At 53.7% G+C, this 13,443-nt stretch carries 10 protein-coding genes; 5 read left to right on the top strand and 5 right to left on the bottom strand.

Annotated elements, in window-relative coordinates:
• Positions 1-79 precede the first annotated feature (79 nt).
• The 3 genes from ACOT0L_RS05495 (at position 80) to speD (ending at position 2,193) form a co-directional block, all read left to right on the top strand.
• Positions 80-427: a YacC family pilotin-like protein gene (locus ACOT0L_RS05495; RefSeq protein WP_126502855.1), complete on the top strand. Its 348-nt coding sequence runs from the start codon at positions 80-82 to the stop codon at positions 425-427.
• A gap of 101 nt (positions 428-528) precedes the next feature.
• Positions 529-1,398, top strand: coding sequence for a polyamine aminopropyltransferase (gene speE, locus ACOT0L_RS05490; protein WP_032625520.1), 870 nt, complete (start codon positions 529-531; stop codon positions 1,396-1,398).
• The gene (gene speD, locus ACOT0L_RS05485) at positions 1,399-2,193 is read left to right on the top strand and encodes an adenosylmethionine decarboxylase (protein ID WP_022647070.1); all 795 of its coding nucleotides are present in this window, start codon (positions 1,399-1,401) and stop codon (positions 2,191-2,193) included.
• Positions 2,194-2,224: 31 nt separating this feature from the next.
• On the opposite strand, the gene yacL is transcribed toward speD, so the two are convergent.
• Positions 2,225-2,587, bottom strand: coding sequence for a protein YacL (gene yacL / locus ACOT0L_RS05480; protein WP_022647069.1), 363 nt, complete (start codon positions 2,585-2,587; stop codon positions 2,225-2,227).
• Between the two features lie 183 nt (positions 2,588-2,770).
• Positions 2,771-5,368, bottom strand: coding sequence for a bifunctional aconitate hydratase 2/2-methylisocitrate dehydratase (gene acnB, locus ACOT0L_RS05475; RefSeq protein ID WP_022647068.1), 2,598 nt, complete (start codon positions 5,366-5,368; stop codon positions 2,771-2,773).
• A 387-nt stretch (positions 5,369-5,755) separates the two neighbouring features.
• Between acnB and ACOT0L_RS05470 the strand changes: the two genes are divergently transcribed.
• Complete coding sequence (locus ACOT0L_RS05470; protein ID WP_126502810.1) at positions 5,756-7,273, top strand: DUF3300 domain-containing protein; 1,518 nt, start codon at positions 5,756-5,758, stop codon at positions 7,271-7,273.
• Positions 7,274-7,283: 10 nt separating this feature from the next.
• Entirely contained in the window at positions 7,284-8,075 is a 792-nt protein-coding gene (locus ACOT0L_RS05465; RefSeq protein WP_368995154.1) for a DUF2950 family protein, read from the top strand.
• Positions 8,076-8,191: 116 nt separating this feature from the next.
• On the opposite strand, the gene ACOT0L_RS05460 is transcribed toward ACOT0L_RS05465, so the two are convergent.
• The 3 genes from ACOT0L_RS05460 to aceF all read right to left on the bottom strand — a co-directional run bounded on the left by ACOT0L_RS05460 (position 8,192) and on the right by aceF (position 13,365).
• Positions 8,192-9,592, bottom strand: coding sequence for a hypothetical protein (locus tag ACOT0L_RS05460; protein WP_260473304.1), 1,401 nt, complete (start codon positions 9,590-9,592; stop codon positions 8,192-8,194).
• Between the two features lie 277 nt (positions 9,593-9,869).
• Positions 9,870-11,294 (bottom strand): dihydrolipoyl dehydrogenase, encoded by a 1,425-nt coding sequence (gene lpdA, locus ACOT0L_RS05455; RefSeq protein WP_003856313.1) that lies wholly within the window; start codon positions 11,292-11,294, stop codon positions 9,870-9,872.
• A 175-nt stretch (positions 11,295-11,469) separates the two neighbouring features.
• Positions 11,470-13,365, bottom strand: a complete 1,896-nt coding sequence (gene aceF, locus ACOT0L_RS05450; protein ID WP_022647065.1) for a pyruvate dehydrogenase complex dihydrolipoyllysine-residue acetyltransferase — start codon at positions 13,363-13,365, stop codon at positions 11,470-11,472.
• Positions 13,366-13,443: the final 78 nt, after the last annotated feature.

The following is a 13,443-nucleotide window of genomic DNA, read 5'->3' as shown; positions in this document are numbered from 1 at the left end:
CACGGCGGCAATAATAAAGATCGTCGGCCTGGCATCAAGTATGCTAACGTTAATTTTCCGTGATGCAGTGGTAGAAGCAATGAAGACGTTTTTCAGAACAATGTTGTTCGCCAGCCTGATGGCGATGTGTGCGAACAGTTACGCGCTAAGTGAAAACGAAGCGGAAGATATGGCCGATCTGACGGCAGTTTTTGTTTTTCTGAAAAACGATTGTGGTTACCAGAATTTACCTAATGGGCAAATTCGTCGCGCACTGGTCTTTTTTGCCCAGCAGAACCAATGGGACCTCAGCAACTACGACAGCTTCGACATGAAGGCGCTCGGTGAAGACAGCTACCGTGATTTAAGCGGTATTGGCATTCCCACTGCTAAAAAATGCAAAGCGCTGGCTCGCGATTCACTCAGCCTGCTCGCCTACGTGAAGTAACCTTCCCGACGCCCCTTGTTGACCCGCTAACCGCTTCACGGCGGTGTTGTGTTGCGCCCATCTGCCGGATGTAATGGATGCTAACGAAGGAGGTGCTCCCCATGACCGAAAAAACGGTATGGCAAGAAACGCTGCATGACCAGTTTGGTCAGTATTTTGCCGTGGATAACGTGCTCTATCATGAGAAAACCGCTCATCAGGATCTGATAATCTTCGAAAACGCCGCCTTTGGCCGCGTAATGGCGCTGGACGGCGTGGTGCAAACCACCGAGCGCGACGAGTTTATCTATCACGAAATGATGACCCACGTCCCGCTGCTGGCCCACGGCCACGCGAAGGACGTGCTGATTATCGGCGGCGGCGACGGCGCGATGCTGCGTGAAGTCTCGCGTCATCAGAATGTCGAAACCATCACCATGGTGGAAATCGACGCCGGTGTGGTGTCGTTCTGCCGCCAGTATCTGCCCAACCACAATGCTGGCAGCTATGACGATCCGCGGTTTAATCTGGTTATCGACGATGGCGTCAATTTTGTTAACCAGACCACGCAAACGTTTGATGTCATTATCTCTGACTGTACCGACCCTATCGGCCCCGGCGCGTCGCTGTTTACCTCGTCGTTTTACGAAGGCTGCAAGCGCTGCCTGAAGCCTGGCGGGATTTTTGTGGCGCAAAACGGCGTTTGCTTCCTGCAACAGGATGAAGCGCTTGATAGCCACCGTAAGCTGAGCACCTATTTTGCTGACGTCAGCTTCTACCAGGCGGCGATCCCCACTTACTACGGCGGGATCATGACCTTTGCCTGGGCGACGGATAACGACGTCCTGCGCCATCTCTCCACCGAAATTATCCAGGCCCGCTTCCACCAGGCCGGACTCAAATGCCGATACTACAACCCGGCGATCCACACCGCAGCCTTTGCGTTGCCTCAATATCTGCAAGACGCGCTGTCCTCAAAGGAGGTGAACTAATTGAAAAAGCTTAAACTGCATGGCTTTAACAATCTGACCAAAAGCCTGAGTTTTTGTATTTACGATATCTGCTACGCCAAAACAGCAGAAGAGCGCGATGGTTATATCGCCTATATCGATGAACTCTACAACGCCAACCGTCTGACCGAGATCCTGACAGAGACCTGCTCGATTATCGGCGCCAACATCCTGAATATCGCGCGCCAGGATTACGAGCCGCAGGGAGCAAGCGTCACCATTCTGGTCAGCGAAGAGCCGGTTGACCCGCAGCTTATCGACAAAACCGAGCACCCCGGCCCGCTGCCAGAAGTGGTTGTCGCCCACCTGGATAAAAGCCATATCTGCGTGCACACCTACCCGGAAAGCCACCCGGAAGGCGGACTGTGTACCTTCCGCGCGGATATTGAAGTGTCGACCTGCGGCGTGATTTCACCGCTGAATGCGTTGAATTATTTAATCCACCAGCTGGAATCCGATATCGTCACTATTGATTATCGCGTACGCGGTTTTACCCGTGATATCAACGGCATGAAGCACTTCATCGATCATGAGATCAACTCCATTCAGAACTTCATGTCCGACGACATGAAGTCGCTATACGACATGATGGATGTGAACGTCTATCAGGAGAATATCTTCCACACCAAAATGTTACTTAAGGAATTCGACCTTAAGCACTACATGTTCCACACGAAGCCGGAAGATTTAAGCGAAGAAGAGCGTAAGGTCATTACCGACCTGCTCTGGAAAGAGATGCGCGAAATTTACTACGGCCGTAACATTCCGACCGTGTAATCGTGGCCCGAAGCAGGGACGCTTCGGGGAGTTACTTCTGTTTCATAAAGTCGCGGTAGGCGTTCACCACTTTCAGGAAATCTTCCACACCGCACAGCGACAGGCTCTCTTCGTCGTAGTAGCTCATCCCCTCTTCCATCTCATCACCCGAGAACTCAAGCTGGTTGGCACGCACCATCACCTCTTCGCCATCCATCCACAGGGTGTATTCGTGTCCGGCGCGTTGCCAGGAGCGTTCACTGCCTTTCACCGTTTCCGCTGCCTGTTCGACTTCATCCAGCAGCGCGAGGTTCTCTTTCACCTCTTCGTTAAACCAGTGTCCAACGGCTTCGTGCCCCATCGACATTCGCACTTTCACCACGCCGGTGATGTCGCGCAAAAATTCGTAATCCATAGCGTTTTCCTCTGCAAAGCCATTAGGGTAATTATCGCAGCAGAGAGGAAGAAAAAAAGCGGGAGAGGTGGGAGGAATGAAAATAAAAAAAATACCCCTCACCCTGGCCCTCTCCCAAAGGGAGAGGGAATAAAATCCCCCTCGCCCCTTGGGGAGAGGGGTTAGGGGTGAGGGGTTGGTTTTTTATACCGCGGTCTGGAAGATCACCCCGTCAGCCTTCTCGGTGTACTGAGAGAGCTGGTCGAAGTTCAGATAGCGATAGGTATCCACCGCCGTCTTATCTACCTGAGCCACAAAGGTCTGGTACTCTTCCGGCGTTGGCAGTTTGCCAATCAGCGCCGCAACCGCTGCCAGCTCCGCAGAAGCCAGGTAGACGTTCGCCCCGGTACCCAAACGGTTCGGGAAGTTACGGGTGGAGGTGGAGACCACCGTCGCACCGTCGGCCACGCGCGCCTGGTTGCCCATGCACAGGGAGCAGCCCGGAATTTCAATACGCGCCCCGCTCTTACCGAACACGCTGTAGTAGCCCTCTTCGGTCAGCTGCGCCGCATCCATACGGGTTGGCGGCGCCACCCACAGACGGGTCGGCAGCTGGCCTTTGTGAGTATCCAGCAGCTTACCGGCAGCACGGAAGTGGCCGATGTTGGTCATACAAGAGCCGATGAACACTTCGTCGATCTTATCGCCCTGTACGTCAGAGAGCAGACGCGCATCGTCCGGATCGTTTGGCGCACACAGGATTGGCTCTTTGATATCCGCCAGATCGATGTCGATCACCGCCGCGTACTCTGCGTCAGCGTCAGCTTCCAGCAGCTGCGGATCCGCCAGCCATTTTTCCATGCCCTGAATACGACGCTCCAGCGTACGGCGGTCGCCGTAGCCTTCCGCAATCATCCACTTGAGCAGCACGATGTTGGAGGTCAGATACTCAATAATCGGCTCTTTGTTCAGCTTGATGGTACAGCCCGCCGCAGAACGCTCGGCAGAGGCATCGGTCAGCTCGAACGCCTGCTCAACTTTCAGATCCGGCAGACCTTCAATTTCCAGAATGCGGCCAGAGAAGATGTTTTTCTTGCCCTTCTTCTCAACGGTCAGCAGACCCTGTTTGATGGCATACAGCGGGATTGCGTGCACCAGATCGCGCAGAGTGATGCCCGGCTGCATTTTGCCTTTGAAGCGCACCAGCACGGATTCAGGCATGTCGAGAGGCATCACGCCGGTCGCTGCGGCAAACGCCACCAGACCGGAGCCCGCAGGGAAGGAGATACCAATCGGGAAACGGGTATGAGAGTCACCGCCGGTACCCACGGTATCCGGCAGCAGCATGCGGTTCAGCCAGGAGTGGATAACGCCGTCGCCCGGACGCAGGGAGACACCGCCACGGTTCATAATGAAGTCAGGCAGCGTGTGGTGCGTAGTGACGTCAACCGGCTTCGGATATGCCGCAGTGTGGCAGAAGGACTGCATCACCAGGTCAGATGAGAAGCCCAGGCACGCAAGGTCTTTCAGTTCATCACGGGTCATTGGACCGGTGGTGTCCTGAGAGCCCACGGAGGTCATTTTCGGCTCGCAGTACGCGCCAGGACGGATACCAGCGACGCCGCAGGCGCGACCGACCATTTTCTGTGCCAGCGAGAAGCCGCGATTGCTTTCCGCCACGTCTTTCGCCTGACGGAACACGTCACTGTGCGGCAGACCCAGCGCTTCACGCGCTTTGGTGGTCAGGCCACGGCCAATGATCAGCGGAATACGGCCACCGGCACGCACTTCGTCGATCAGCACGTCGGTTTTCAGCTCGAAGCTTGCCAACAGTTCGTTGGTTTCGTGGTTGCGCACTTCGCCTTTATACGGGTAAACGTCAATCACGTCGCCCATGTTCAGGTTGCTCACGTCCACTTCAATTGGCAGAGCGCCCGCATCTTCCATGGTGTTGAAGAAGATTGGCGCAATTTTGCCGCCGAGGCACAGGCCGCCGCCACGCTTGTTCGGCACGTGCGGAATGTCGTCGCCCATGAACCACAGCACGGAGTTGGTGGCGGATTTACGGGAAGAACCGGTACCAACCACATCACCGACGTAGGCCAGCGGGAAACCTTTCTCCTGAAGCGCTTCGATCTGTTTAATCGGGCCAACGCTACCCGGCTGATCCGGCTCGATGCCTTCGCGGGCGTTTTTCAGCATCGCCAGGGCGTGCAGGGGGATATCAGGACGAGACCACGCGTCCGGAGCCGGAGAGAGGTCATCGGTGTTGGTTTCACCGGTAACCTTAAAGACGGTCACGGTAATTTTTTCAGCAAGCGCAGGGCGGTTCAGGAACCATTCGGCATCGGCCCAGGACTGCATCACCTGCTTCGCGTAAACGTTGCCTGCTTTGGCTTTTTCTTCTACATCGTAGAAGTTATCGAACATCAGCAGCGTTGAAGAGAGCGCTTTGGCAGCAATCGGTGCCAGCTTTTCGTTGTCCAGCGCGTCAATCAGCGGATGAATGTTATAGCCGCCCTGCATGGTGCCGAGCAGTTCAATGGCTTTTTCAGGAGTAACCAGTGGGGAGGTGGCTTCGCCTTTGGCGATAGCAGCAAGGAATCCGGCTTTTACGTAGGCAGCTTCATCTACGCCAGGCGGTACGCGGTTGATCAGCAGATCTAACAGGAATTCTTCTTCGCCCTCAGGCGGGTTCTTCAGCAGCTCGACGAGCGCGGCCATTTGGGTTGCATCTAAAGGTTTGGGTACAATTCCCTCGGCGGCACGTTCTGCTACGTGCTTACGGTATTCTTCTAGCACGACGGTTCTCCTCGCTCTCATTGTCATATGCGGCGGGCGTTCTCTTCACGCTCCTGTGAGACAGCAGTTTGTAGGGTAAATGCCCGATACCGCGTCGGGCAGCATAGCAGGATTTCTGCACAGTGTTAATCTGTTTACAAAAAAGCAACATTAAATTATTTGCTGAATCGTTAAGCATGGTGTAGCGGGGAGACGAGGCGAATCTTGTCCTCTTTCCCGTCGCCTTTTCAGCTATCCGATATAATTGTGTAATAAATACTCACACTCTTTATCCGGACGCTCCGGTTGGTTTCCCAACAATAGTCAAAACTGTAAAACACGAGTGAATGATACTCGCGGCAACAGCAACGCCTCACGGCACTGCACTCGTCTCGTTGGAGTCAATCTATGAAGTTGCCTTTTAAGCCACATCTTCTTGTTCTGCTTTGCAGTGCGGGGCTGTTTGCCGCCTCGGGTGTCATGTACGTTAAAAGTCGCGCAACGGAACCTGCTACGCCTGCTCCGGTTACACAACAACCTGGCGCACCGGTAGCCCAGCCTGCGCCCGTCGCTGCCTCGGTCTACACTGCGGCGCAAATCGACCAATGGGTTGCCCCTGTCGCGCTTTACCCGGATGCCCTGCTGTCGCAAATCTTGATGGCGTCGACCTACCCGTCAAATGTTATTCAGGCCGCGCAGTGGTCGAAAGACAATCCTAAAATGCAGGGTGATGCCGCCCTGCAGGCGGTAGCCACCCAGCCGTGGGATCCCAGCGTAAAATCCCTGGTTGCGTTTCCTCAGCTGATGTCGTTGATGGGCGAAAATCCGCCATGGGTACAAAATCTGGGAGACGCCTTCCTTGCACAGCCGAAAGATGTGATGGATTCCGTACAGCGGCTGCGCCTGCTGGCCCAACAAACGGGTGCGCTACAATCCACACCGCAGCAGACGGTCACCACCGTCACGAAACCTGCATCGACAAAAACCACGACAACCGCAACGCCTACCAGCCCAACGGTGATCAAGATTGAATCCGCCGATCCGCAGGTGGTGTATGTTCCCACGTATAACCCAAATACGGTTTATGGTAGCTGGCCTAACACCGCTTACCCGCCGGTCTATCTTCCGCCCTCACCCGGCGAGCAATTCGCGGACAGTCTGGTTAAAGGATTAGGTTTTAGCCTCGGGGTCGCTACAACCTACGCCATTTTCAGCAATATTGACTGGGATGACGACGACTGGGATCACCATCATCACGATGATGACTGGGACAATCACGGCGGTTATAACCGCAACGGTGATAACAACATCAATATCAACGTGGATAATTTCAACAGAATCAGCGGGCAGCACCTGAACGGTAATAACCACACCTGGCAGCACAATCCTGCCTATCGTGAAGGCGTGCCTTACCCGAATAACCAGCTGGCTAACCGCTTCCACTCTACACAGACAGCCACCGGGCTAAGCGCGACGCAGCAAAAACCAGTCAATCGCGACAGCCAGCGCCAGGCCGCTCTCAGCCAGATGGAAAAATCAACGGGTAAAACCCTCCCACACTCAGTACATACAGCCACGCGGGACGCACAACGTCTGGCCTCAACGCAACAGTTGAAGCAGATCTCGCAGCGAAATAACTATCGTGGATATGACACCAGGCCGCATGCCGTAAAACGGACGAGCACGCCGCAGCGTGTACATCATCAGACTGACATGCACAGACAGGAGAAGCGGGTTTCACAGACGGTACAGCAGCCAGCCAGGCTGCATCGGGCCAATGCCCTGAGCGGCAACGACAGCCGCTCCGCGAACTGGCAAGCCCAGCAGCAGCGCGGGGCGCAAAGCCGGCAGCTCGCTACTCGTCAACATCAGCCGCGCCAGCTCACTGGTGAACGCGCTGAACGCCATGAATTCCGTCATCGTTAAAGGAGCCGACATGAAACGTCAATTACTCAGTGGAATGGTGTTGTTCATGGTCTCGGCGGCCGTCATGGCACAGCAATCGTTCAGTTCGCCAGAACAGGCGACCAGTGCGCTGGCAAGCGCCATCAGCGAGCAAAACGAAAGTGCGATGAACAATTTGCTCGGTGAAAACTGGCGCGATTTCCTGCCGCCCGAAGGCGTTGATCCCGAAGCGGTCGATCGCTTCCTGCGCGACTGGAACGTTCATCATAAAACCGTCATCAGTGGCAACGTGGCGCACCTGGTGGTGGGCGATAACGGCTGGCAGCTACCGATCCCGGTGGTCAAAACGGCATCTGGCTGGCAGTTTGATATGCAGGAAGCCGCAGAAGAGATCCTGACCCGCGAAATCGGGCGCAACGAACTCGCAGCCATCGAAGCGCTTCACGCCTATGTTGATGCCCAGCAGAGCTATTTTGCGATGAACCAAAAGTACGCGCAGAAGATAGTCAGTTCTGAAGGTAAAAAGGATGGACTGTACTGGCCCGTCGCTCCCGGTGAAACGCCCAGCCCACAGGGTCCGGCGTTCAGTCCTCCACAGTCGGGGGCGGGTTACCATGGTTACCGATTCCGCGTCCTGCCGGATGAGAAAGGATTTGCAATGATCGCCTGGCCGGTCAGTTACGGCCAGTCAGGAGTGATGAGTTTTATGATCAATCAGGATGACAAGGTGTACCAGAGCAATCTCGGCGGTGAGTCAGCCAGGAAAGCCCAGGCATTGACCATGTACAGACCCGATATATCCTGGCAACCCGTTGCGCCTTGATAGCATGATTGCACTTCGCCTGCAGTGGCGAAAAAGTGAGGAAAACACCTCCAAAGAGGCGTTTACAGAGCTGAAGAGGCTTATTTCGTCTATGCTTTCAGGCAAGTGCAGGTGAATTATTTAACAAAGCTATAGGTAACATTCCCCTGCAAATCTGCTGGCATCTTTGTGATATCTGTTCTGGCCTCTTCGCCCCATTCAAAGAGACGATCATCGTTGCGCAGGGCGCAAAAACGATAGCCGCAGGCATAGATAGCACGAATATCATAAAGCTCGTTTGCAACGGGCGTGGTGTCACCACCCTCCCCAGGATGTCCCCAAGCCACTACGGAACCATCACGGCGAAGCGCGGCAAAAGCCCCCCACCCAGCGGACAGAGAAACCACATCGGACAAATCCTCAGGCATCTTTTTTGCAAAATCTGCAGCAGATCCCCAGCAGTACACTTTGCCTTCAGAAGTTAAAAAAGCATAACTGCCATTAGCTGCCCCCTGGGCATCTATAATATTCGTCAGACTGGCAATCTCCTCCGGAAGCTCGACCAGAGAATAATCCTGTCCCCAAAACACGACGCTGCCGTTCTGTCTCAAGGCAATAAAAGTCGAACTGGTACAATGTACGGAAACAATATCCGTCAGACTGGCGATGTTATCCGGAATGACAGCACCATACTGGGTACTTCCCCATGAAAAAATACTGCCTGAAGCTCTGAGTGCGACAAATGCACCAAAGTTGCTATAAAGGGTGATCACATCATTCACTTCTTTCAGATGAACCGGCAGCTCACCACCATAGGCTGCATCCCCCCAAGTAATAACATGGCCATTTTGGGTAATTCCCGCAAAGGCATATTCTGTAGTCTGGATGGCAATGAAGTCTTTACGCTCGGCAATGTCTGCTGGAAAATCATTATGTGAAGTACCATCTGTCCACTGCACCACTTGGTTATTAGCCCGCAATGCCAGATAGGTATAATTACCCTGATCGGTAAAATATTGGGCCACTTTAATATCTACAATATCATTCAACGCCGCCACGTTTCCCGGTAAAGGGTTATCATCATCGACGGACCAGGTAAATACCTGACCATTGGCATTAACCGCTGCAGACGTATCCCAGCCACCGAAAACGGCTCTGACGTTATGATTTCGATCGCTTGTTGGTGATGTACCACCATTTTTGGGCATTCCCCACGCTTCAACAGTACCGTCATTTTTAATGGCCGCTAATGCGGACCCAGAACCACCAAAATTACTGATATTAATGACGTCCCCCAGTCGATAAACATCGGAATTTGCCAGCAAGCGTATATCCGGACGAGTGTCAGTAAAAACGGGGCCGGTAAAGCGAGATGAGGTCTCATCTTCATACCACCAGTCAACGCACACCGGTTGCAGCGTTTCTTTATCCAGGGCAACGAGTTTATGCGTCGCACTTGCCCAGCTACTTCCTGATTGCGTTCTGGCCCCCATTACTTTTAAATCACGAATATCAGATGTTAATTCATTACTATTCATAATAATACCCTTTCTGGAGTAAAGTATTTACCCGAACAGTAATACACTCTTTATAATTTAAGTCAAATTAACTAAACCACCATCAGAAAAAAATAAAAATACTGGAAATATATAATCGCTTTTAAAAAAGAATTGGAATAATTTAAACTATAAATACACTTGCTGAATGGCATATAAATAATTGATTGATTGTCTTATTAACATTAATAGTTAGCAATTTGGAATTACTGCCAAAAAAAACGCCTCCTTCGGAGGCGTTTCGCAATCAAGAAGAAACTTATTTCTTCTTCGCTTTCGCGTTTGGCAGGTCGGTAATGCTACCTTCAAACACTTCTGCCGCCAGGCCCACGGACTCATGCAGAGTCGGGTGTGCGTGGATGGTCAGCGCGATGTCTTCTGCGTCGCAGCCCATTTCGATAGCCAGACCGATTTCACCCAGCAGCTCGCCGCCGTTGGTACCGACAATCGCACCACCGATGACGCGGTGAGTCTCTTTGTCGAAGATCAGTTTGGTCATACCGTCTGCGCAGTCGGACGCGATAGCACGGCCAGAAGCAGCCCACGGGAAGGTGGCAGTTTCGTAGCTGATGCCTTTCTCTTTCGCTTCTTTCTCAGTCAGACCAACCCATGCAACTTCTGGCTCGGTATACGCGATAGATGGGATCACTTTCGGATCGAAGTAGTGCTTCATGCCGGCGATAACTTCAGCGGCAACATGACCTTCGTGAACACCTTTGTGCGCCAGCATTGGCTGACCGACGATATCGCCAATAGCAAAGATGTGCGGCACGTTGGTACGCAGCTGTTTGTCAACGCGGATGAAGCCACGGTCGTCCACTTCCACGCCAGCTTTGCCCGCGTCGAGATTTTTACCGTTCGGCACACGGCCGATAGCCACCAGCACGGCGTCGTAACGCTGTGGTTCGGATGGGGCTTTTTTGCCTTCCATGGAAACGTAAATACCGTCTTCTTTCGCTTCAACGGCAGTCACTTTGGTTTCCAGCATCAGGTTGAATTTCTTGCTGATGCGTTTGGTGAAGACTTTAACGATATCTTTGTCGGCTGCCGGGATAACCTGGTCGAACATTTCAACCACGTCGATCTCTGAACCCAGCGCATGGTACACAGTACCCATTTCCAGACCGATGATACCGCCGCCCATAACCAGCAGACGCTTAGGAACGGTTTTCAGCTCCAGCGCATCGGTGGAATCCCACACGCGTGGATCTTCATGTGGAATGAATGGCAGTTCGATTGGGCGAGAGCCTGCCGCGATGATCGCGTTGTCGAAGTTGATCACGGTTTTGCCGTTTTCGCCTTCCACTTCCAGGGTGTTCGCACCGGTGAATTTACCCAGACCGTTTACCACTTTCACTTTACGGCCTTTGGCCATACCCGCCAGACCGCCGGTCAGCTGAGTGATAACTTTCTCTTTCCAGGTACGAATTTTGTCGATATCGGTTTTCGGCTCGCCGAAGACGATACCGTGTTCAGCCAGCGCTTTGGCTTCTTCGATAACTTTCGCTACGTGCAGCAGCGCTTTAGAAGGGATACAGCCGACGTTCAGACAAACACCGCCGAGGGTGCTGTAACGTTCTACGATGACGGTTTCCAGACCTAAATCCGCGGCGCGAAATGCTGCGGAGTAACCTGCCGGGCCTGCCCCAAGTACTACGACCTGAGTTTTGATTTCTGTGCTCATCATGACCTCTTAATGTATACCCGTCGTCCACCGGGTCGTTCTATCCGCCCGTATTTTACAAAATTGTTAACAATTTTGAAACAACAAACGGCTCACGAATTATCGCTTTCACCAATAACCTCAAAAACCCCATGAGATTATCAGAAAAAAGCCGGCCGACTGGCCGGCTTTTCGATTACATCACCAGGCGGCGAATGTCGCTCAGGGTGTTGTTGATGATGGTGATGAAACGCGCACCATCAGCCCCGTCGATTACGCGGTGGTCGAAGGACAGAGAGATTGGCATCATCAGACGCGGCACGAACTCTTTGCCATTCCACACCGGCTCCATCGCGGACTTGGACACACCGAGGATAGCCACTTCCGGCGCGTTTACAATCGGCGCGAAGTGGGTGGTACCCAGGCCGCCGATGCTGGAGATAGTGAAGCAGCCGCCCTGCATTTCGCCGGCAGTCAGCTTACCATCACGCGCTTTTTTGGAGATGGTGGTCAGTTCACGGGACAGCTCGGTAATGCTCTTCTTGTTCACGTCTTTGAAGACCGGAACCACCAGACCATTTGGCGTATCAACCGCAACACCGATGTTGATGTATTTCTTCAGCGTCAGCTTCTGGCCGTCTTCGGACAGGGAGCTGTTGAAGCGTGGCATCTGCTCAAGGGCAGCGGCAACGGCCTTCATGATAAAGACCACTGGGGTGAACTTCACGTCCAGCTTACGCTTCTCAGCTTCGGCGTTCTGCTGTTTACGGAACGCTTCCAGATCGGTGATATCGGTCTTATCGAAGTGCGTAACGTGCGGGATCATCACCCAGTTACGGCTCAGGTTAGCACCAGAGATTTTCTGGATACGGCCCAGCTCCACTTCTTCGATTTCACCGAACTTACTGAAGTCCACTTTCGGCCATGGCAGCATGCCCGGGATACCGCCGCCAGCTGCTGCCGCAGGTGCAGCTTCGGCGCGTTTCACCGCGTCTTTCACGTAAGCCTGAACGTCTTCGCGCAGGATACGACCTTTACGGCCGGTGCCCTTCACTTTCGCCAGGTTCACACCGAATTCGCGCGCCAGGCGACGAATCAGCGGAGTCGCGTGGACGTAAGCGTCGTTTTCAGCGAACTCAGATTTTTCTGCTTTAGCAGCAGGGGCAGCAGCAGGTTTAGCAGCCTGAGCCGGTGCAGCAGCAGGTGCCGGAGCAGCCGCGGCAGCCGGAGCGGCGGCAGGCGCTGCGCCTTCCACTTCGAAGACCATGATCAGCGAGCCGGTAGACACTTTGTCGCCGGTGCTGATTTTGATCTCTTTAACGGTACCGGCGAACGGCGCAGGCACTTCCATAGAAGCTTTGTCGCCTTCAACGGTGATCAGTGACTGTTCAGCGGCAACTTTGTCGCCCACTTTCACCATCACTTCGGTCACTTCAACTTCGTCACCGCCGATATCCGGTACGTTAACGTCTTTCGCGCCGCCAGCAGCCGCTGGTGCAGCGGCCGGAGCCGGAGCAGCAGCCTGAGCAGGCGCAGCGGCAGGTGCTGCACCCGCCACTTCGAAGACCATGATCAGCGAGCCGGTAGACACTTTGTCGCCGGTGTTGATCTTGATCTCTTTAACGGTACCGGCGAACGGTGCTGGCACTTCCATAGAGGCTTTGTCGCCTTCTACGGTGATCAGTGACTGCTCAGCCGCAACGGTGTCGCCCACTTTCACCAGGATTTCGGTAACTTCAACTTCGTCACCGCCGATGTCAGGCACATTTACTTCTTTCGCTGCCGCGGCCGCTGCTGGAGCAGCAGCAGGAGCGGCTTCTTTCTTCTCTTCCTGCGCAGGTGCAGCAGCTGCTGCACCGTCGGCGGAATCGAAAATCATGATCAGTTTGCCAGTCTCGGTTTTATCGCCAACAGAGACTTTGATCTCTTTAACGATGCCAGCCTGAGGAGACGGGACTTCCATAGAGGCTTTGTCGCCTTCTACGGTGATCAGCGACTGTTCAGCTTCAACTTTGTCGCCTACTTTGACCAGGATCTCGGTGATTTCAACTTCATCAGCCCCGATGTCCGGTACATTGATTTCGATAGCCATTATTCTTTTACCTCTTACGCCAGACGCGGGTTAACTTTATCTGCATCGATGTTGAATTTGGTGATTGCGTCTGCAACC

The organism is Enterobacter cloacae complex sp. XAL002, assembly GCF_049236805.1.
Lineage (GTDB): Bacteria > Pseudomonadota > Gammaproteobacteria > Enterobacterales > Enterobacteriaceae > Enterobacter > Enterobacter intestinihominis.
The sequence above is the reverse complement of the archived record's forward strand: the minus strand, read 5'-3'. Positions and strand labels throughout refer to the sequence as shown.